Consider the following 19,598-nt stretch of genomic DNA (forward strand, 5'->3'; position numbering starts at 1 on the left):
GATCGGCGGCATCGTTTGATCGACGAGTCGAAACACAGGGGGCACAGTGCTGCTAATCTGAATGAAAATTACATGTATTAACGGTTTTTTTGACGTTATTTTCTCATTTGGATCTCTACATTTCCCGCACTTCAAAAACATGCAAATGATTCGCATTGGTTAACTGGCGTTTCAATGCCCATGACTTTCAAAAAATGTACCAGGAGCAGCCCACAGAATGATTCCAAAAATCCCTTCGTTCTTGAAAAAGGCCCTGCTGGCCACCGCTTTGCTGAGCGCTGGCCAGGCCTATGCAGCCGACTCCGTCGGCATCGTGGTGTACAACGCGCAACACGCAGGCCTGACCAAGGCCTGGGTCGAGGGTTTTACCCAGGAGACCGGTATTCCCGTCACCTTGCGCAACGGCGATGACACCGAAATGGGCAACCAGATCGTGCAGGAAGGCGCGGCTTCGCCGGCGGACGTATTCCTGACCGAGAACTCCCCGGCCATGGTCCTGGTCGACAACGCCGGGTTGTTTGCGCCTGTCGATAAGGCCACGCTGGAGCAGATTGACTCCGCCTACCGTCCGGCCCACGGCAAATGGGTAGGCATCGCCGCGCGCTCCACGGTGTTCGTCTACAACCCGAGCAAACTGCCAGAAGCCGACCTGCCGAAATCGATCATGGACCTGGCTTCACCGAGCTGGAAGGGTCGCTGGGGTGCATCGCCCGGTGGTGCTGACTTCCAGGCCATCGTCGCTGCCATCCTCCAACAAAAGGGTGAAGCCGCCACGCTGGATTGGCTCAAGGCGATGAAAACCAACTATGCCAACTACCGTGGCAACAGCTCGGTACTCAAGGCCGTGAATGCCGGGCAGATCGACAGCGGCGTGATTTACCACTATTACAGCCTGGTGGATCAGTCCAAGACCGGCGAAAACAGCAAGAACACCGCCCTGCACTATTTCAGGCACAAAGACCCGGGCGCTTTTGTTAGCATCTCCGGCGGCGGCGTCCTCGCTTCCAGTAAACACCAGGACCAAGCCCAGGCGTTCCTCAAGTACATTACCGGCAAGGATGGCCAGGCTGTCCTGAAGAACGGCAAGTCGTTTGAATACGCCGTGGGTAAAGGCGCTGAATCCAACCCTAAACTGGTGCCTCTGAATCAACTCGATGCGCCGACTGTCGATGCGTCAAAACTCGACAGTAAAAAAGCCGTGGAGCTGATGACACAGGCCGGACTGCTCTAATTGATGCCAGAAACCCTGCCTGCGGAGGTCGCTGAGGCGACACCCGCACATTTGCGTCGACGCTCCCGCGGAGTCTTTGCGGGACGTGGCGGTGTATGGGTGATCGGTTTGTCGGTGCTGGTTTCATTACTGGCACTGCTACCGATCGCCTACGTTATTGGTGTGTCCCTGCAAACCGGCTGGTCAACCGTTGTGACCCTGGTGTTCCGCCCTCGGGTCGGTGAACTGCTGGTCAACACCGTGCTGCTGGTGCTGCTGACGATTCCCTTGTGCGTCGCGCTGGGGGTGACGCTGGCGTGGCTCACGGAACGCACGAATCTGCCGGGGCGGCGCTGGTGGTCGTTGCTGGCCACCGCGCCGCTGGCAGTGCCTGCGTTCGTTCACAGCTACGCCTGGGTCAGCCTGGTGCCTCCGATTCACGGCTTGTTTGCCGGTGTCCTGGTCTCGGTCATCGCCTACTTCCCGTTCCTGTATTTGCCGGTAGCCGCCACTTTGCGCCGGCTCGATCCGGCCATCGAAGACGTCGCCGAGTCCATGGGACTCAAACCCTGGAAAGTGTTTTTCCGCGTAGTGTTGCCACAATTGCGCCTGGCGATCTGCGGCGGCGCCTTGCTGGTCGGCCTGCACCTGCTGGCCGAATATGGCCTGTACGCCATGATCCGCTTCGACACCTTTACCACCGCGATCTTCGATCAGTTCAAATCGACCTTCAACGGCGCAGCGGCGCACATGCTGGCCAGTGTGCTGGCGCTGTGTTGCCTGGCGATGTTGACGGCCGAATCCGCCGCCCGGGGTTCTGCGCGTTACGCCCGCGTCGGTTCGGGTAGCGCCCGGGAGCAACGGGTCGTACGCCTGAAACCGGTATCCACCCTGCTCTCGCTGACGCTGCAGATCATGACCTGCGCCCTGGCCCTTGGCGTGCCCTTGATCACCCTGGGCAAGTGGCTCATCGCCGGAGGCGTGGAAGTCTGGGACATGGCCGAATTGTTGCCCGCACTTGAGCAAACCCTGCTTCTGGGCATCGGGGGCGCGGCGCTGACCACCTGCGCGGCGATCCCGATTGCCTGGCTGTCGATCCGCTACCCCGGTCGACTGCAACGGGTGCTGGAAAGCTGCAACTACATCACCAGTTCCTTGCCCGGCATTATCGTGGCGCTGGCACTGGTGACCGTCACGATCCACTTTGCCCGGCCGATATACCAGACCACCTTCACCGTGCTGCTGGCGTACCTGTTGATGTTCTTGCCCCGTGCCCTGGTGAGCCTGCGCGCGGGCATTGCCCAGGCCCCGGTGGAACTGGAAAACATTGCCCGCAGCCTTGGCCGCTCGCCAGCCCGGGCACTGTGGCTGATCACCTTGCGCCTGGCTGCCCCGGGGGCGGCCGCCGGCGCGGCGCTGGTGTTCCTGGCGATCACCAACGAATTGACCGCCACACTGCTGCTGGCCCCGAACGGCACGCGCACCCTGGCGACCGGGTTCTGGGCCTTGACCAGCGAAATCGATTACGCAGCCGCCGCACCCTACGCCTTATTGATGGTTGTGCTGTCGCTTCCGTTGACCGGACTTCTTTATCACCAATCGAAAAAAACGGCTGGCCGATGAACACTCTTGAATTGAATGCCCTCTACAAGTCCTATGGTGCCCATTGCGCCCTGGACAACGTCAGCCTCTCGGTGCCCAGCGGCAGTCGCACGGTCATCGTAGGCCCCTCCGGCTCGGGCAAGACCACGTTGCTGCGGATGATTGCCGGTTTCGAGTTCCCCGATTCCGGACGCCTGTCGCTCAACGGCCAGACCCTGGTCGACGGCACCCACGAAGTGCCGGCCCATCAACGCCTGATCGGCTACGTGCCACAGGACGGCGCACTGTTCCCGCACATGACCGTGGCAGCGAACATCGGCTTCGGCCTGGCGACCAAGGGCACTGAAAAACAGCAGCGCGTTGCCGAACTGATGGACAGCGTGGCGCTGGACGCGAAGATGGCCGAGCGCTGGCCCCATGAATTGTCCGGTGGCCAGCAACAGCGCGTGGCCCTGGCCCGAGCCTTGGCGCAACAGCCACGACTGATGCTGCTGGACGAGCCGTTCTCGGCGCTCGATACCGGATTGCGCGCCGCCATGCGCAAGATGGTTGCACGGCTGCTGGAGGACGCGGGCGTCACCACCATTCTGGTCACCCATGACCAGAGCGAAGCCCTTTCGTTCGCCGACCAGTTGGCGGTGATGCGTCATGGCCGACTGGTCCAGTCAGGGCATCCGCTGGACCTTTACCGCTATCCCGAAGACGAGCAAACCGCGCTGTTCCTGGGGGATGCCGTGGTGATGCCCGCGCGCATCGAGGCCGGTTGGGCCCATTGCGACCTGGGACGGATCCCCGTCAACAACCACCGCAACAACAGTTCGGCGCAGATCATGCTGCGCCCCGAACAACTTCAACTGGCCAGCATCCTCCCCAGCGACCCGGAAGCCAGCGGTTGCCGGGCCGTGGTCACCGATCGGGATTTCAGCGGCAACACCTGCACGCTGACGGTGGAACTGCAGCCATTGACCCGCAACGCACAGTCGGGCCGATCACTGCTGGTGCGCAGTTCAGGCATGTATGCACCACCCGCCGGCAGCTCGGTTCAGGTCTCGACCATCGGCCATGCCCATGTACTGAGCGAGGTGTGATCGTTCACAGATCGAATCGATCCACCGCCCGACGCCGCTCGTTGTCATCGCGCACATCGTAGTTGGCCGTGGTCTGGATATTGCTGTGGTGCGCCAGCTTCTGCGCAATCGACAAGTCATGCTCTTCGATCACCCGGGTGATGAATGAACGCCGGAAGTCGTGGGGCATGATTTTCACCCCGACCTGCGCGCCCCGTTGCCGGGCGATGTAGTAAATCGCGTGTTTGGTGATGCGCTCCCGGGTGATGTGGCTGCCACGGCGAATGCGGTTGAACAGGAACGGGTCGTCCGACTCGCCGTCCTTGAGCATCGAACGGCGCAGCTCGAGCCAGGCTTCAAGCTTGGCGAAGGCCCAGGCCGGTGCGTACTTGATCAACTGCTTGTTGCCCTTGGCCGTCACCCGCAGGCTGCGCTCGGTGAAATCGACCTGGTTCAGCTCCAGGTTCACCGATTCGGATTTGCGCATCCCTGAACCGTACAAAATCCCGATGATCGCGGCATCCCGCAGGCCTTGCGGCCGCGGATCGGCAGCGCAGACCGCCATCAGTTCCTGGATCAGCGTACGCCTGAGATTGCGCCCCTGGGACAGCCGTGTACCGGCCATGCCCTTCACCGTACGCATCTTCAACAGGTGCTCCTGAGAGATCAGGCTCATGCGCCACGCTTCGTTCATCACCCCACGCACCGCGTTGACATAGAGCGAAGACGTGTTCGGCGCATAGCCGTCCGAACGCAAGGTGGCCACCAACGCAATGACGTCCTCTGGCTGCAGATTGTGCCAGGGAATTTCCTCGATATCGTGGTCTTCGAAGCCCAGGCGGTCGGCGGCATCCTGCAGCACATAACGCATGGTCAGTTGGCTGGACGGCGCCAGTCGCGCCAGATACAGGGTCAGTGGATTGGTGAGGGGTGTGCGTGAATCAGATACAGGTAAGTCAATCAAACGAAACGGCCTTGAATTAAAACAGTTAAGTGAAACAACTAATAAGTAAAAAAACAATGATGTAAAGGCTATTTACGTTTACAGCCCCAGGGCTGCCCAAGAGTCAGGCCTTGCGCCCGTTGCACTACTGGGCAGCGTCGGCATTGTCCTGACGGTTGAAACGGCCGGATGTGGCTTTTTTCAACACGATAGACAAATTGAAATATGACCTTGCCTATCCTGACTCGGTTTTGATTATTCCTCAGGCGGCACCATGAGCCTGCAATTGCTGCTGGTCGCCTGTCTGCTGACCCGTCTGGAAAAGCCTTGGCGTGGCATTGCTCATCCTCGGCGTCATAACCATCAATATCCCGACCTGCTCGTGCGCCTGAATCAAGGAGTGACCCATGAAAATCAGTGTATTTGGTAGCGGATATGTCGGCCTGGTGCAGGCAGCGGTATTGGCGGAAGTCGGCCACGACGTGGTCTGCATGGACGTTGACGAAAATAAAGTCGAACTGCTCCAGCAGGGCCACGTGAGTATATTCGAACCCGGGCTGGCCAGCCTGGTACGCGAAGGCCTTGACGCCAGGCGGTTGCAGTTCACCAGCGACGAAAAATTCGCCGTCCAGCACGGGCAGGTGCTGTTCATCGCGGTTGGCACCCCGTCCCGGGACGACGGCTCGGCGGACTTGCGCTACGTGATGTCGGTGGGCGACGCCGTGGCCCGTCATCGCGAGCAACCGGCGATCCTGGTGGAGAAATCCACCGTCCCGGTCGGCACCGGCGATGCCTTGCGTGCACACATCGACAAATGCCTGATCAGCGTCGGGCGCGTATTGCAGTTCGATATTGTCTCCAATCCGGAGTTCTTGAAAGAAGGTTCGGCCGTGGCCGACTGCCGACGCCCTGACCGTATCGTCATCGGCTGTGAACGCGAAGAAGTGCGTGAGGTGATGCGTGATCTGTACTCGCCCTTCAACCGCAATCATGAGCGCATCATGTTCATGGACCTGCGCAGCGCCGAGCTGACCAAGTACGCCGCCAACTGCATGCTGGCGACCAAGATCAGCTTCATCAACCAGATCGCAGAACTGGCCGAACACCTGGGTGCCGACATCGAATCGATACGCCTGGGCATCGGCGCCGACTCCCGCATCGGCTACCACTTCATCTACCCCGGTTGCGGCTACGGTGGCTCATGTTTCCCCAAGGACATGCGCGCCCTGATCCACAGCGCTGAACAGGCCCATTGCTCCAGTGACCTGCTGCAAGCGGTGGAAGCCATCAACGAGCGGCAGAAATACAAGCTGTTCGAGCGCATCAACGCGTTCTACAAGGGCGACTTGCGTGGCAGAACCTTTGCTTTGTGGGGCCTGGCATTCAAGCCAAACACCGACGACATGCGCGATGCGCCGAGCCGGGTGTTGCTCGAATCCTTGTGGGCCGCCGGAGCGAATGTCCGTGCGTTCGATCCGGAAGCCATGCAGGAAACCCAGAAGCTGTATCCCGATGAATCGAAGCTGATGCTCATGGGTACACCCGAGTCGGTCTTGTCCGGTGCCGATGCACTGATCATCTGCACCGAATGGCAACAGTTCAAGGCGCCAGACTTTCAACTGATCCGGCAGCGGCTCAACGCACCGCTGATCTTCGACGGCCGCAACCTTTACGACACAGACCGTCTGGCACGCATCGGTTTCACCTACTTCCCGATCGGTCGGGGCGAGTCGAGCAAATTGCCGATTCCGTACCAGCAATGGTTTGCCGAGTCAGTGGTCGCCTGAACACCACGTTCCCTCACATCCGCCAACAGTCTCCCGCGCTGGGTCTGCACGGCCGTCGGTGCATTGCCGCCAGTGCTGGGCGGGCGGTTCGACAAGAATGATTTTGTGCTGCAGCACCTCAAGCAAATCCCGTTGCAACGACCGCGTGTCTGACTGCTAGAGTAGCGCTCACGATCGGGCTGATGCCGGCCCGATTGAATAAGGATATTCGCGCCGTGACCAGCTACTCCCCCCTCATCCGCCGCCTGTTGATCTGCTCGCTGACCATCGTCGTCAGCCGCGCCATCACCAGCCCTTTGCTCACGTTGTTCGTCAGCGACAAGCTGGGGCTCAACCAGCAGGACGTTGGCTTGCTGCTCGGCATTGCGGTGTTCGTCGCCACCCTGCTCTCCCTGTATGGCGGCTACATCATCGATCGCTTCGAAAAGCGCCGGTTGCTGATTCTCTCGATGGCGTCCAGCGCTGTCGGCCTGGTGCTGCTGACCTTTGCTGAAAACCTCTACCTGACGACCATCACCCTGATCGTCACCGAAACCGCTTCATCGCTGTTCCTCATCGGTTCGAAAGCGATCCTCAGCGACAACCTCCCGGTGGGTCAACGCGCCAAGGCATTTTCCCTGAGCTATACGCTGACCAACATTGGCTACGCTGTCGGGCCGATGCTCGGCGTGCTGATTGCCGGGGCCTTTGCCAGTGCACCCTTCCTGATCGCTGCGGCCATCGCTTTTTTCAGTATTTTCCTGATGACCGGGATCGCGAAGGACCCGGCGCGCTCAACTGTCGGCGGCCAAGGGCAGAGTTTCCTCAAAACCCTGATCACCCTGAAAAACGACCGCACCCTGATCCTGTTCACCGCCGGTTGCCTGCTCAGTACCGTGGTGCACGGGCGATTTACCTTTTACCTGTCGCAGTACCTGCTGGTGACCAGCAATCCCCAACACACCATGGAAATCATGGCCGCCCTGCTCGCCTGCAACGCCATCAGTGTGATCTTGCTGCAATACCAGATCGGGCGTTTTCTCAAGCGCGAGCAACTGCGCCAATGGATCATGGCCGGCACCGGCCTGTTCATCCTCGGGCTGATCGGTTTCAGCCTGGCGGACAGCCTGGTGAGCTGGTGCGTGGCGATGTTCATCTTCACCCTCGGTGAAATCATCATTTACCCGGCCGAGTTTCTCTTCGTCGACACCCTGGCACCGGAAGAACTGCGGGGCAGCTACTACGGCGCGCAAAACCTTGCTGCCCTTGGCGGTGCGTTGAGCCCGGTGATTTGCGGCTTCATGCTGATGCACACCCCGGCGCCGACGATGTTTTATGCCTTGAGTGCACTCGCGGCCCTGGGCGGTTTGCTGTGCTACACAAGCGGTCGACGGAGCAAATTACAGCAAAATTAATGCACTGAAAGCTCATTAATATGAATTTGTCAGTAGCAGGATTGGACGGCACACTGTGCGCGTTCCTCCCCCAACAGTTGGAACAACTTCAAGGGCTTTCTGGGTTCCCCAGCCAAGCCCTTTTTTTTGCCTCGATTTTTCTGCCGGAGTCTTTTCGAAATGCTTGCTCGCTGGTTGCCCGCCGCCATCAACACCCGCCCCACCGAATGGAGCCGCGCCGCCATCGGCATGGCCCTGGGGACACTGATGAGCGTGTGGCTCTGTAGCCAGGTGTTCGGCATTGAGGTGGCCCAGCACCTGATCGGCCCGCTGGGGGCGTCGGCGGTGCTGTTGTTTGCCGTGTCTTCGGGCGCGCTCGCCCAGCCCTGGTCGATTCTCGGTGGTTACTTGAGCGCCGGTGTGATTGCCCTGCTGGTGGCCCATGTGTTGGGCCGGACCCTGGGTAGCGCTTGCCTGGCGGCGGGCATGGCGTTGATCCTGATGTGCTGGCTGCGGTGCCTGCATCCACCGGCCGGTGCGTTGGCCCTGACCCTGGTGCTGGCCGATCCGGCAACCATTGCCATGGACTGGAAAGCCATTGGACCGGTGATGCTCAGCGCGGCGACGATGCTGCTGTGCGCCCTGGCCTACAACAACCTGACCCGCGTTCGTTACCCCAAGAGCGCCAGCGAGCCCGCGGCCAGGATTCCTGCCGATCACCCGCCGGTCGACCGTCAGGCCATCACCGCCGAAGACCTGAAACTGGCGTTGGCCGACATGGAAGCGTTCTATGACGTGACCCCCGAAGACCTCGAACAGTTGATCCAGGCCAGCGAACTGCACGCCAAACGCCGCAGCGTTGGCGAAGTGCTCGCCCCACGACTGTAAGTCGCTGTTCTGGAGGTTCTTTTGCCGTGGCCGGGCGGTTCTGGCATCCTGCGCCTCCATTTTCTGACCCGGCCCGCCTTCTGGCACGCAAACCACCATGACCGCCTCCGAAAAAGCCCCCGTTCCACGCCACAACGACCTGATCTACGGCCTCGATGACCGCCCGCATCTGACCGCCACCGTCTTCGCCGCCCTGCAACACGTGCTGGCAAGTTTCGTCGGCATCATCACCCCGACGCTGATCATGGGCAGCGCCCTGGGCCTGCAAAGTGAAATTCCTTACTTGATCAGCATGGCGCTGTTCGTCTCCGGCCTGGGCACCTTCGTGCAGGCGCGGCGCTTCGGCCCGGTGGGCTCTGGCCTGCTGTGCCTGCAAGGCACCAGTTTCTCGTTCATCAGTGTGATTCTCAGCGCCGGCTTCATGGTCAAGGCTCGTGGTGGCGGTACCGATGAGATTCTCTCGACCATTTTCGGCGTGTGTTTTTTTGCCGCGTTCATCGAGGTGGTGTTGAGCCAGTTCATCGGCAAATTGCGCATGCTGATCACCCCGGTGGTGACCGGCACGATCATCACGCTGATGGGCTTGTCGCTGATCAAGGTGGCGATGACCGACATCGCCGGCGGCTTCGGCGCCCCTGACCTGGGAGCGGCCAGTCACCTGGCCCTGGCGGCGCTGGTGCTGGGAACCATCGTAGTGTTGAACCGGGTGGATATGCCGTTTCTGCGCCTGGGGGCGATTGTCATCGGCCTGACCCTGGGCTACGGGGTGGCATGGCTCATGGGCCAGGTGGATTTCAACAGTCTGCCCGAAGTGCCGCTGATGAGCGTACCGGTGCCGTTCAAGTACGGGTTCTCCTTCGATTGGGTGGCGTTCATTCCGGTGGCGGTGATTTTCCTCGTGTCGCCGCTGGAGGCCGCCGGTGACCTTACGGCCAACTCGATGATCTCCCGGCAACCGGTCAAAGGCCCGGTGTACATTCGCCGGATCAAGTCCGGCCTGCTCGCCGATGGCCTCAACTCGGCCATGGCCGCGGTGTTCAACAGCATGCCGATGGTGACCTTCGCCCAGAACAACGGAGTGATCCAGCTCACCGGCGTGGCCAGCCGCTACGTGGCGTTTTTCATTGCCGGATTGCTGGTGGTGCTTGGCCTGTTCCCGATGATCGGCGCGGTACTGCAACTGATGCCGAAACCGGTGCTCGGTGGCGCGGAACTGGTGATGTTCGGCACCGTCGCCGTGGCCGGGATCAAGATTCTCGCCGAGGCCGGCCTGCATCGGCGCAACATGCTGATCGTGGCGATTTCCATCGGCATGGGCCTGGGCGTGGCCGCCGTGCCGGAAGTCTTGCGTGAACTGCCCAAGGCCCTGCACAACATTTTCGAATCGCCCATCACCGTCGGCGCGCTGTGCGCTATCGTTCTTAATATCTTCCTGCCCGAGGAGTTCATCGAGCTGGAGGAGGACGAATTCGATCCGGAAGCCTCCGTGCTTCAGGTGATGCAGAACCCCGATGTGACCGCCAGGGATGAACCCGCAAAGGCTGCGGTGGTTGCACAGTCGAACCACTAGTCGGGCTCAAGGGCTGAGCCGCTGGCGGTTCAGCCTTTTTCAGATGAGAACACGTCCATGCGCAGCCTCCACGCGGTCCTGATTTCCCTCCTGCTCTGCCTGAGCGCCTGTTCCTCGCTGCCCAATCGAGACCCGTTGAAAATCAACGTCGTGGATGTCGAACCCCTGCAAGGCGAAGGCATGGAAGTGCGCTTTGCCGTGAGAATCCGCGTGCAGAACCCCAATGACTACACCCTCACCTACAGCGGCGTTGCCTTGGACCTGGACATCAACGGCCAGCCCTTCGCCTCTGGCGTCACCGATGAGAGGGGTACGATCGGGCGCTTTTCCGACACCATCGTCAGCGTACCGGTCAGCGTTTCGGCGTTTTCGATGATCCGCCAGACCTATGGCATCAGCCAGATGGAAACCCTCAACAACATGCCTTATGTCCTGCGTGGCAAGCTCTCGGGTGGGGTGTTCAACACGAAGCGTTTCGTGGACAGTGGCACGCTCAATCTGCCTGGACCGACCACTGGCAGCCGTTAAACGCCTTGGATGAATTGGCTGTTGCGCCGCTGAATTCACTCGGTGTCATTGAGAATCAGGCTGCGGTAATGCCCCGGATTTGACCCCGACCATTTGCGAAACGCCTTGTAGAACGAACTGACGTCAGCGAACCCGAGCCGCGTGGCGATTTCGCTGAAGCTGATCGTGGGTTCCGCCAGCCAGACAATCGCCAACTCCTTGCGTACGCCGTCCTTGAGGCCTTGGTAGGTTTGCCCTTCTTCGGCCAGTCGGCGGCGCAAGGTTGAAGCCGACATGCACAGGCGTTGCGCCAGGGCTTCGGTTTCCGGCCAGTGTTCGGCCGGCAGGTGGCGCAGGTCGTGTTTGATGCGGCTGGCCAGGCTCTGCGGATCGCGGTACTTCACCAGAATGTTCGCCGGCGCACGGGCCAGGAATCGCTCGAGTTCTTCAGGGCTGCGCTTGATGGGCAGGTCCAGGCAATCGGCGGAGAAAATCATCCGGGTGCGTGGGCGGTCGAAGCGCAGGTTCTCGGAAAACATCACCTGATAGTCATCGCAGAAATCCGGTTTGGAACAGCGCAGCTCGATGGCAAGGATCGGAATCCGCCGTCCTGCCAGCCAGCAGGCAACGCCGTGCACGATCATCCAGTAAGTGAAATAAGTGAAGGCCCGGCGCGGGTCCTTGTCATCCTCCAGCAGGACGATTTCCGCCAGGCTTTGCTGACGCACCAACTGCGCCGGCAAGTATTCGAGGATCAACGACAGAAACGCCAGGCCGCTGGCCACTCCCGCCGCCACGTTGGGCTGGAGCATGGCGCTGCGGCACAGGAACGCAAAGCTGCCGGACTTGAGTTTGCGTGGGTCCATGCCAAAGAACTCATCATCCCCGCGCCGTGCCAGCAACCGCCACAGGCGCGCATAAGCCGTAGCCGGAACGCGGGCGTCGGTGCTGCCCAACAGTTGCGGGGCGATGCCGACCTTGATCAACACCTCGTCCGTGGCGATTCCTGGCGCGCAGCTTTGCAACAGCGCTTCACGCACCAGTTGAATGGAGATGGTGTCTTTTTCCGACATGGATCGCGGCAAGCCCTGTTCTTGTTCGAGTGGGGGGCATATTAGCTGAAACAGTATCCCTGTTGATTGGTCCACCGCTATCGCGAGCAAGCTCGCTCCCACACTGGATCTGCGTTGTTCACAATTGCTGTGAACACCCGGATTCCTGTGGGAGCGAGCTTGCTCGCGATGGCTTTTCTGAATTCACAGAATGCGGTAGAGCAACCGTTCGATCCGCACACGACTCACGCGTTTGAGGAACTTGGCCACGCCCGCCGGGTATTCGGCCAGGGTTTCCAGGTTCTGGAAGTGCTCGATTCGCCGGGTGTGCTGGAAGATCTCCGCCAGCTCTTTGCCACGCGATTCCAGCAGTTCGCCATGGGGATCATCGAGCAACAAGGCGTTTTCCAGATCGAGTCGAAACGCCCGCGGGTTGAGGTTGTTACCGGTCAGCAAGGTATAGCGCCGGTCGATCCACATGCCCTTGAGGTGGTAGGTGTTGTCACCGTCACGCCACAGATGCAGGTTCAACTGCCCGCTGTCGATGTTGCGCTGATGACGCTTGGCAAACCGGCGCAAGCTGATTTCGTACAGGTACGGCAGCGCCGAAATGACCCGGAACGGTTCGCTCGGCGGAATGTAGAAGTCGTTGGCCGTCTTGTCGCCGACCACGATGTCGATCTTCACCCCGCGGGCCAGCGCGCGGTTGATCTCGCGGATGATCGCCAGCGGCAGGTTGAAGTACGGTGTGCAAATGGTCAGTTGCTGCTGGGCGCTGGCGATCAGTTCGCAGATCACCCGGTTCAGCGGATTGTTCTTGCCGACGCCAAGCAGCGGGCTGACGGACAAACCGGTCCTGTCGGTGGTGCCCTGCGTGGTGTCGTACGCCGCGTGCTTGAGGCGGCTGCGCAGGTCACCGATGTCATTGCGCAGGCTGCGGGTGGTCGGCAGGTTTGGCAGGTCGAGGCGGTGCACCGCTTTGGAAGCCACCAGGCCGTGCTGCACCAGGTGCTGCATCGAATCGGCCAGTTCACGATTGTGCAGCAGGTGATAGCGGTCGTAGCGGTACTTGTCGAACTTGTGCAGATAGACGTTGTTCAGGCTCGCACCGCTGTAGATCACGCAGTCATCGATCACGAAGCCTTTAAGGTGCAACACACCGAACAGTTCGCGGGTTTGTACCGGGACGCCGTAGATCGGCACTTCGCTGGCATGGGTGCGGGTCATTTCCTGATACCAGGCGGAGTTGCCCGGTTGCTTGCCGGCACCGATCAGGCCGCGCTGGGCGCGCAGCCAGTCGACGACCACCACCACGTCCAGTTCCGGACGCGCCAGTTTGGCAGCGTGCAAGGCATCGAGAATTTCCTGGCCGGCTTCATCCTGTTGCAGGTACAGGGCAACGATATAGATGCGCCGGGTCGCGCTGGCGATTTTCTCCAGCAGGCAACGACGGAATTCGGCAGCGCCGCAAAGGACGCCAACGGCATCGGCCGTCAGCGGAAAACTGCGCAACTTGGGCAGCAGGGAGCGTTTGAAAAGCGACGGCATAGGGCTCGCAATGGGTCGAATCCGAAGAACCAGAGAGCTTACACCATCGATGGGTTCGGGTCTTGTTACTGTCTGTAATGACGCCATCGCGAGCAAGCTCGCTCCCACGGAAAAGCGCGCGTCAAAGTGTGGGAGCGGGCTTGCTCGCGAAGACCATTTGTCAAACGCCACAAAAAACCGATTGACCAAGGAGAACGATCGTTCTACAGTCGACAACATGAACGAAATCACTAGCAACGACACACGCGACATCATTCTGGATGTCACCGAAAAGTTGATCTACAAAAGTGGCATAGCCGCCACTGGCATGGATCTTCTGGTGAAAACCGCCGGCGTCTCCAGAAAAAGCATCTACCGCTACTTCGCCAACAAGGACGAACTGGTGGTGGCCGCCCTGCAACGCCGGGACCAGCGCTGGATGCACTGGTACAGAGGCGCAGTCGGCCAGGCACAAACCCCGGCCGAGCGACTGCTCAACCTGTTTACCGTACTCAAATCGTGGTTCGCCTCCGACGGTTTCCGCGGCTGCGCGTTCATCAACACCAGTGGCGAAACCGGCGACCCGCAAGACCCGGTGCGCCTGCTCGCCAAAGAGCATAAACAGAAGCTGCTCGACTACGTGTGCGAGCTGTGTACCGAACATGGCGCCGAGGATCCGCAGTTGCTGGCCAAACAGCTGCTGATCCTGATCGACGGTGCCATTACCGTGGCGCTTGTCATGGGTGATCACAGTGCCGCCGATAATGCGCAATGCATGGCGCGAAAGTTATTGGACCTGTAGCAACCTGATCAAGCTCGACTGTTGTTTTAACTTTAACTTGATACGGAGACTTTAAATGTCTAATGCCGAAGTTCGTCCGCCATTACCCCCTTTCACCCGTGAATCGGCCATTGAAAAAGTTCGCCTGGCCGAAGACGGCTGGAACTCCCGGGACCCGGAGCGGGTGTCCCTGGCCTATACCCTGGACACTAAGTGGCGCAATCGCGCCGAGTTCGCCTATAACCGCGAAGAAGCCAAAGGCTTCCTGACCCGCAAGTGGGCCAAGGAGCTTGATTATCGGTTGATCAAGGAGCTGTGGGCGTTCACCGACAACCGAATTGCCGTGCGTTATGCCTATGAATGGCATGACGACTCGGGCAACTGGTTCCGCTCCTACGGCAACGAAAACTGGGAGTTCAACGAGGACGGCCTGATGGCCCGCCGCTTCGCCTGCATCAACGACATGCCGATCAAGGAAAGCGAGCGCAAGTTCCACTGGCCGCTGGGGCGTCGACCTGACGATCATCCGAGTTTGTCGGATCTGGGCTTGTAATTCAGCTTCACGCTAAACCCTGTGGGAGCGAGCTTGCTCGCGATAGCGGTTGTACATTCAACAGATCTGTTGCCTGTCACACCGCCATCGCGAGCAAGCTCGCTCCCACATTGGTTTTGTGTTGTACAGATGAGTAAGATGCTGCCCTTCCCCGCAGCCTCTTTCTGCACCCGCCGAATAAGCCGATCCCATGCCTTTCGAACTCAGCGTTGACCTCTCCACCCTGGCCATCCTGGCCTTAGTCGCTTTTGTTGCCGGTTTCATCGACGCCATCGCCGGTGGCGGTGGGCTGTTGACCACCCCGGCCTTGTTGACCGCCGGCCTGCCGCCGCATCTGGTACTGGGCACCAACAAACTCAGCTCGACCTTCGGCTCGGCCATCGCCAGCTTCACCTTCTACCGCCGCAAGCTGTTCCACCCCGCGCAATGGATTCATGCCATCGTCGGCACCCTGGTCGGTGCGCTGACCGGTGCCGTGGTCGCGCATTACCTGCCGGCGGAATGGCTGAACAAGATGCTGCCGGTGATCGTCTTCGCTTGCGGTGTCTATCTATTGTTTGGCGGCACGCCAAAAGCGCCACTGGACAGCGAGGCACCGATCAAGAAAAAGTGGCAGTCGACCCAAGGCTTCAGCCTCGGCTTCTATGACGGTGTGGCGGGTCCCGGCACGGGCGCGTTCTGGACCGTGAGCAGCCTGCTGCTCTACCCCATCGATCTGGTGAAAGCCAGCGGTGTGGCACGCAGCATGAACTTCGTCAGCAACGCAGCGGCGCTGTCGATCTTCATCTTTTCCGGTCAGGTGGACTGGATCATCGGCCTGTGCATGGGCTTGTCGTTGATGGTCGGCGCCTTCTTCGGCGCCCGCACCGCCATCAGCGGCGGCGCGAAATTCATTCGTCCGGTGTTCATCACCGTGGTGCTTGGCCTGACCGTGCGCCTAGCCTGGCAGCACTGGTTCAGCGTGGCCTAAGCGCCGCGCCACGTAGACGTCGATCAGGTAACGGGCAATCGAGCGTGACGCCGGCAACGGCGGCAGCTCGTGCACGTTGAACCACTGGGCGTCCTCGATCTCGTCTTCCTGACAGACGATCTCGCCACCGGCATATTCGGCGTGAAAGCCGAGCATCATCGAGTGCGGGAACGGCCAGCACTGGCTGCCCATGTACTGGATGTTCCTGACCTCGATGCTCACCTCTTCGCGAACTTCGCGAATCAGGCAGTCCTCGGCCGATTCGCCCGGCTCGGCAAACCCGGCCAGGGTGCTGTAGACACCGCTGACAAAACGCGGTGAGCGCGCCAACAGCACTTCATCGCCTCGGGTCACCAGTACGATCATGCTCGGCGAAATCCGTGGGTAGCTGCGCAGATCGCACGGCTGACAATACATCGCCCGTTCGCGTGGCACCTGGGTCATGGCCTGACCGCAGTTACCGCAATAGCGGTGTTCACGGGCCCAGGTGCCGATCTGTGCGGCGTAACCGAGCACCTTGTAGAGCGTGTGATCGCCTTCGAGCATGAACGCCCGCAGGCCTTTCCAGTTGCAACCCGACACTTCGCTGTGACTGCGCAACTCCAGCAGATAGACCGGCTCGCCATCGAGATGACCGATGCCATGCTCGGCAAGAATCGACAGGTCCTGGCGCTTGAGCCATTCGCGAGCGAACAGTGCGCCGTTGTCATCGAACAGAAAGCCTTCGGGGCTGCGCGCGATGGCCCAGCCGCCGGGTTGATCGGTGTCCAGTACTGCGGTGGTCCAGCGAGGAATCATGGTTAATCAATCCAGAAATTCGGGTTTCTGTTTGCTCATATGGGCGGCCATGGCCACGCGCAGATCGGTGGATTGCAGCATGGCGGCGTTCCAGGTGGCGATGTATTCGAGGCCGTCATCGATGCGATGGTCGCGCATGTAGCTGATCATTTCCTTGGTGCCGGTGACGGCGATCGGCGACTTGCTGGCGATTGCGTAGGCAATGCCCATGACGCCGTCGAGCAGGCTGGCGTTGTCGCTGTAGACGCGATTGACCAAGCCCATGCCTCGCGCTTCATCGGCGCCGAAGGTGCGACCAGTGTAAGCCAGTTCGCGCAGCATGCCGTCACCGATGATCCGCGGCAAGCGTTGCAGCGTGCCAACGTCGGCGGCCATGCCGATGTCGATTTCCTTGATCGAAAACTGTGCGTCCTCGGCGGCATAACGCATGTCGCAGGCGGCAATCAGGTCGATGGCGCCCCCCAGGCAGTAACCCTGAATGGCCGCAAGCACCGGTTTGCGGCAGTTATCGACTGCATTGAACGACGCTTGCAGGGTGAGGATCTTGCGCCGCAACAGGCGCGCATTGCGTCCGACGTCCTTGCCCAGCTCATTGGCCACACCGGCCAGCATCATCAGGTCGATCCCCGAGGAGAAATGCTTGCCTGCCCCGCTGAGAACCACCACGCGCACTTCATCGGTGTCGTCGATCCACTGGAAGATCTCGACGATCTCGCTCCAGAACGCCGCGTTCATCGAGTTGATCTTCTCCGGGCGGTTGATCTGTACGTGGGCGATTTTATCGACCAGCTCGACGTTGAACGCGCTGTATTGAGACATGCCAATGATCCTTTTGCGGGCAAAAATGAGGCCCGAACTATAACAAGGCATCAAGGTGGGCAGTAAGGCAGCGGTTCGGCCAAATGCGGGACTCAAACCGACGCACCAGAACAGTGCACTCCTGATAAATCACGTCGCACATTTATGTGACTACCCAGTGACTTTTTGATGCCAAAACGCAAAAAAACCTGCACTTCGTCGGGGCGTTTGCACCTCTATCAGGCACGCTCGTACCGCTACAAACCGATTGTCGAACAATTTTGCCATCTGGCCTTTACCGCTCTAAGTTCTGGCCTAGACTCATTTTCTTGAGGCGAAACCAGTCGGTCACAAAGTGGAAAAATAGTCGAAACTTTTTCCAATCCCGATCGGTCCTCTGACAAGAAGGTGCGTTGCGACTGGTGCAATCCTTGCAATGGCTCATTCACCCCTTTTGCTTCGACGCATTGGGCAGCGCTTGCTCACTGATGCGTAGCGCGATTGCGCCCGGCCACAGCAATTGGCCATGAAACACCGTTTGCCAGACCTAAGAATTAGATCAACAACACGGGAGATTCATATGATCAGTACGGCTTTGGAAATACAGGGAGAGCGTGCTCATCAGGTCGGCGAATCGAGCGCCGTAACTGCCGCAAACACCCAACCCGTCGGCGTTCCTGGCACCAGGACGCTGACTCCGGCAGCCAACCAGAATCCCAACCGTAAAAAAGTGTTGTTCGTCACCTCGGAAATTGCCGACCTGGTGAAGACCGGTGGCCTGGGCGACGTTTCTGCAGCGCTGCCACGGGCCATGGCCCATCTGCACGATGTGCGGGTACTGATCCCGGGTTACCCGCAGGTGCTGAACAGCGAAAATCCGATCCATATCATTGGCGAGCTTGGCGGTCATGCTGCGCTGCCACCGTGCAAGATCGGGCGCATGGACATGCCCGACGGTCTGGTCATTTACGTACTGATCTGCCCCGAACTCTACGAGCGCGAAGGTTCGCCCTACGGCGCCAACAACGGCCGCGACTGGCCGGACAACCATATCCGTTTCGCCCGTCTGGGCCTGGCGGCGGCCGATATTGCCGCCAACCTCGCGCAGATCCATTGGTGCCCGGACCTGGTGCACGCTCACGACTGGCCCGCCGGCCTGGCCCCGGCCTACATGCACTGGCGTGGGCAGCGCACGCCGACGCTGTTCACCATTCACAACCTGGCGTATCAAGGCGTGACCAGCCTGGGCTCGTGCCCCGAACTGGGCATTCCCCATCACGCGCTGCAACAGGAAGGCATGGAGTTCTACGGCAAGATGTCGTTCCTCAAGGCCGGCATGGCCTATTCGAGCCACATCACCACCGTCAGCGCGACCTACGCCCAGGAAATCACCACCCCGGATTTCGGCTGCGGCCTGGACGGTTTCCTCGCCGCCAAGACCCAGCAAGGCCTGCTCAGCGGCATTCCCAACGGCATCGATGAAAGCTGGGATGCGGCGACCGATCCGCACCTGTTCTGCCCGTTCAGCATCGGCGACTGGGATGGCAAGGCCGTGAACGCCGCCCATGTCCGCGAGCTGTTCGGTCTGGAAGATTCCGAAGGGCCGCTGTTCGCCGTGGTTTCGCGCCTGGTCTACCAGAAAGGCCTGGACCTGACCGAAGCGGTGTCCGAGTACATCGTCAAGTCCGGCGGCCAGATCGCGATCATCGGCCGTGGCGAACCGGAAGAAGAACAGTCGATGCGCCAGCTTGCCCTGCGTTTCCCCGGGCAGATCGGCGTACGCATCGGCTTCAACGAAACCGACGCCCGGCGCATGTTCGCCGGCAGCGACTTCCTGCTGATGCCTTCGCGTTACGAGCCATGCGGCCTGAGCCAGATGTACGCCCAGCGCTTCGGTTCGTTGCCGGTGGCGCGTAACACCGGTGGCCTGGCCGACACCATCGAAAACGGCGTGACCGGTTTCCTGTTCGATGAATCCACGGTGCAGAGCTACCAGGAAGCCCTGAGCCGCGCGTTCAAGGTGTTCGCCTTTCCCGACCTGCTGCACGCCATGCGCTGCCGGGCCATGGCGGCGCCGTTCAACTGGTGCAAGGCGGTCGAACCCTACGCCGAGCTCTACGAACAGCTTGTGGCTAAGGCATTGGGGAAATCGCACAAACAGTAAGAGGCTTT

18 protein-coding genes are annotated in these 19,598 nt (G+C 60.3%); 13 read left to right on the top strand and 5 right to left on the bottom strand.

Features of this window, described 5'->3' with window-relative positions:
* Positions 1–217 precede the first annotated feature (217 nt).
* Genes AC1RS8_RS06765 through AC1RS8_RS06775 form a run of 3 tightly spaced genes read left to right on the top strand, consistent with a single transcriptional unit; the run spans position 218 to position 3,900 of the window.
* Positions 218–1,231, top strand: coding sequence for an iron ABC transporter substrate-binding protein (locus AC1RS8_RS06765; RefSeq protein ID WP_057714939.1), 1,014 nt, complete (start codon positions 218–220; stop codon positions 1,229–1,231).
* A 3-nt stretch (positions 1,232–1,234) separates the two neighbouring features.
* A complete protein-coding gene (locus tag AC1RS8_RS06770) occupies positions 1,235–2,833 on the top strand; it encodes an ABC transporter permease (protein ID WP_090455080.1) in 1,599 nt (532 codons plus the stop codon).
* Positions 2,830–3,900, top strand: a complete 1,071-nt coding sequence (locus AC1RS8_RS06775; RefSeq protein WP_057714941.1) for an ABC transporter ATP-binding protein — start codon at positions 2,830–2,832, stop codon at positions 3,898–3,900. The genes AC1RS8_RS06770 and AC1RS8_RS06775 overlap by 4 nt, the downstream gene beginning before the upstream one ends.
* A 4-nt stretch (positions 3,901–3,904) precedes the next feature.
* Here the strand turns inward: AC1RS8_RS06775 and AC1RS8_RS06780 are convergent, their stop codons facing one another.
* Positions 3,905–4,843, bottom strand: a complete 939-nt coding sequence (locus AC1RS8_RS06780) for a site-specific integrase (RefSeq protein ID WP_057714942.1) — start codon at positions 4,841–4,843, stop codon at positions 3,905–3,907.
* Positions 4,844–5,096: 253 nt separating this feature from the next.
* Between AC1RS8_RS06780 and AC1RS8_RS06785 the strand changes: the two genes are divergently transcribed.
* The 6 genes from AC1RS8_RS06785 to AC1RS8_RS06810 all read left to right on the top strand — a co-directional run bounded on the left by AC1RS8_RS06785 (position 5,097) and on the right by AC1RS8_RS06810 (position 10,968).
* Positions 5,097–5,252 (top strand): hypothetical protein, encoded by a 156-nt coding sequence (locus tag AC1RS8_RS06785; protein WP_159389879.1) that lies wholly within the window; start codon positions 5,097–5,099, stop codon positions 5,250–5,252.
* Positions 5,230–6,609, top strand: coding sequence for a UDP-glucose dehydrogenase family protein (locus AC1RS8_RS06790; RefSeq protein ID WP_057714943.1), 1,380 nt, complete (start codon positions 5,230–5,232; stop codon positions 6,607–6,609). The genes AC1RS8_RS06785 and AC1RS8_RS06790 overlap by 23 nt, the downstream gene beginning before the upstream one ends.
* Positions 6,610–6,791: 182 nt before the next feature.
* On the top strand, positions 6,792–8,003 hold the full coding sequence (locus AC1RS8_RS06795) for an MFS transporter (RefSeq protein ID WP_493162478.1): 1,212 nt from the start codon (positions 6,792–6,794) through the stop codon (positions 8,001–8,003).
* 159 nt (positions 8,004–8,162) lie between these two features.
* Entirely contained in the window at positions 8,163–8,870 is a 708-nt protein-coding gene (locus AC1RS8_RS06800) for an HPP family protein (protein WP_057714944.1), read from the top strand.
* 97 nt (positions 8,871–8,967) lie between these two features.
* Entirely contained in the window at positions 8,968–10,440 is a 1,473-nt protein-coding gene (locus tag AC1RS8_RS06805) for a nucleobase:cation symporter-2 family protein (RefSeq protein WP_489340551.1), read from the top strand.
* Positions 10,441–10,497: 57 nt separating this feature from the next.
* Positions 10,498–10,968 carry an LEA/WHy family protein gene (locus AC1RS8_RS06810; RefSeq protein ID WP_057714946.1) on the top strand — a complete coding sequence of 157 codons (471 nt, stop codon included), beginning with the start codon at positions 10,498–10,500 and terminating at the stop codon, positions 10,966–10,968.
* Positions 10,969–11,003: 35 nt separating this feature from the next.
* Here the strand turns inward: AC1RS8_RS06810 and AC1RS8_RS06815 are convergent, their stop codons facing one another.
* Both AC1RS8_RS06815 and pssA read right to left on the bottom strand, forming a co-directional pair.
* A complete protein-coding gene (locus AC1RS8_RS06815) occupies positions 11,004–12,020 on the bottom strand; it encodes an AraC family transcriptional regulator (RefSeq protein ID WP_489340619.1) in 1,017 nt (338 codons plus the stop codon).
* Positions 12,021–12,203: 183 nt separating this feature from the next.
* Complete coding sequence (gene pssA, locus AC1RS8_RS06820) at positions 12,204–13,547, bottom strand: CDP-diacylglycerol--serine O-phosphatidyltransferase (RefSeq protein WP_407515414.1); 1,344 nt, start codon at positions 13,545–13,547, stop codon at positions 12,204–12,206.
* A 217-nt stretch (positions 13,548–13,764) separates the two neighbouring features.
* Here pssA and AC1RS8_RS06825 point away from each other — a divergent pair, with 217 nt between their 5' ends.
* The 3 genes from AC1RS8_RS06825 (at position 13,765) to AC1RS8_RS06835 (ending at position 15,830) form a co-directional block, all read left to right on the top strand.
* Entirely contained in the window at positions 13,765–14,328 is a 564-nt protein-coding gene (locus AC1RS8_RS06825; RefSeq protein WP_090455074.1) for a TetR/AcrR family transcriptional regulator, read from the top strand.
* Positions 14,329–14,383: 55 nt separating this feature from the next.
* Complete coding sequence (locus AC1RS8_RS06830; RefSeq protein WP_020799197.1) at positions 14,384–14,860, top strand: nuclear transport factor 2 family protein; 477 nt, start codon at positions 14,384–14,386, stop codon at positions 14,858–14,860.
* A 190-nt stretch (positions 14,861–15,050) separates the two neighbouring features.
* Entirely contained in the window at positions 15,051–15,830 is a 780-nt protein-coding gene (locus AC1RS8_RS06835; protein WP_057714950.1) for a TSUP family transporter, read from the top strand.
* Here the strand turns inward: AC1RS8_RS06835 and nudC are convergent.
* Together nudC and AC1RS8_RS06845 are read right to left on the bottom strand one after the other, a co-directional pair.
* The gene (gene nudC, locus AC1RS8_RS06840) at positions 15,798–16,628 is read right to left on the bottom strand and encodes an NAD(+) diphosphatase (RefSeq protein ID WP_057714951.1); all 831 of its coding nucleotides are present in this window, start codon (positions 16,626–16,628) and stop codon (positions 15,798–15,800) included. The genes AC1RS8_RS06835 and nudC overlap by 33 nt on opposite strands.
* A 6-nt stretch (positions 16,629–16,634) precedes the next feature.
* The gene (locus AC1RS8_RS06845) at positions 16,635–17,447 is read right to left on the bottom strand and encodes a crotonase/enoyl-CoA hydratase family protein (RefSeq protein ID WP_057714952.1); all 813 of its coding nucleotides are present in this window, start codon (positions 17,445–17,447) and stop codon (positions 16,635–16,637) included.
* Between the two features lie 559 nt (positions 17,448–18,006).
* Between AC1RS8_RS06845 and glgA the strand changes: the two genes are divergently transcribed.
* Positions 18,007–19,590 carry a glycogen synthase GlgA gene (gene glgA / locus AC1RS8_RS06850; protein WP_407515413.1) on the top strand — a complete coding sequence of 528 codons (1,584 nt, stop codon included), beginning with the start codon at positions 18,007–18,009 and terminating at the stop codon, positions 19,588–19,590.
* The last annotated feature ends 8 nt before the right edge of the window (positions 19,591–19,598 follow it).

The sequence above is a fragment of the Pseudomonas sp. GW821-FHT12A04 genome (assembly GCF_058807755.1).

Coding starts and splice junctions, on each gene's coding strand:
- AC1RS8_RS06770 (WP_090455080.1), top strand. CDS start 1,235: ATGCCAGAAACCCTGCCTGCGGAGGTCGCTGAGGCGACACCCGCACAT.
- nudC (WP_057714951.1), bottom strand. CDS start 16,628: ATGATTCCTCGCTGGACCACCGCAGTACTGGACACCGATCAACCCGGC.
- AC1RS8_RS06775 (WP_057714941.1), top strand. CDS start 2,830: ATGAACACTCTTGAATTGAATGCCCTCTACAAGTCCTATGGTGCCCAT.
- AC1RS8_RS06805 (WP_489340551.1), top strand. CDS start 8,968: ATGACCGCCTCCGAAAAAGCCCCCGTTCCACGCCACAACGACCTGATC.
- AC1RS8_RS06830 (WP_020799197.1), top strand. CDS start 14,384: ATGTCTAATGCCGAAGTTCGTCCGCCATTACCCCCTTTCACCCGTGAA.
- AC1RS8_RS06785 (WP_159389879.1), top strand. CDS start 5,097: ATGAGCCTGCAATTGCTGCTGGTCGCCTGTCTGCTGACCCGTCTGGAA.
- glgA (WP_407515413.1), top strand. CDS start 18,007: ATGATCAGTACGGCTTTGGAAATACAGGGAGAGCGTGCTCATCAGGTC.
- AC1RS8_RS06800 (WP_057714944.1), top strand. CDS start 8,163: ATGCTTGCTCGCTGGTTGCCCGCCGCCATCAACACCCGCCCCACCGAA.
- AC1RS8_RS06845 (WP_057714952.1), bottom strand. CDS start 17,447: ATGTCTCAATACAGCGCGTTCAACGTCGAGCTGGTCGATAAAATCGCC.
- AC1RS8_RS06795 (WP_493162478.1), top strand. CDS start 6,792: ATGCCGGCCCGATTGAATAAGGATATTCGCGCCGTGACCAGCTACTCC.
- AC1RS8_RS06815 (WP_489340619.1), bottom strand. CDS start 12,020: ATGTCGGAAAAAGACACCATCTCCATTCAACTGGTGCGTGAAGCGCTG.
- AC1RS8_RS06825 (WP_090455074.1), top strand. CDS start 13,765: ATGAACGAAATCACTAGCAACGACACACGCGACATCATTCTGGATGTC.
- AC1RS8_RS06810 (WP_057714946.1), top strand. CDS start 10,498: ATGCGCAGCCTCCACGCGGTCCTGATTTCCCTCCTGCTCTGCCTGAGC.
- pssA (WP_407515414.1), bottom strand. CDS start 13,547: ATGCCGTCGCTTTTCAAACGCTCCCTGCTGCCCAAGTTGCGCAGTTTT.
- AC1RS8_RS06765 (WP_057714939.1), top strand. CDS start 218: ATGATTCCAAAAATCCCTTCGTTCTTGAAAAAGGCCCTGCTGGCCACC.
- AC1RS8_RS06790 (WP_057714943.1), top strand. CDS start 5,230: ATGAAAATCAGTGTATTTGGTAGCGGATATGTCGGCCTGGTGCAGGCA.
- AC1RS8_RS06835 (WP_057714950.1), top strand. CDS start 15,051: ATGCCTTTCGAACTCAGCGTTGACCTCTCCACCCTGGCCATCCTGGCC.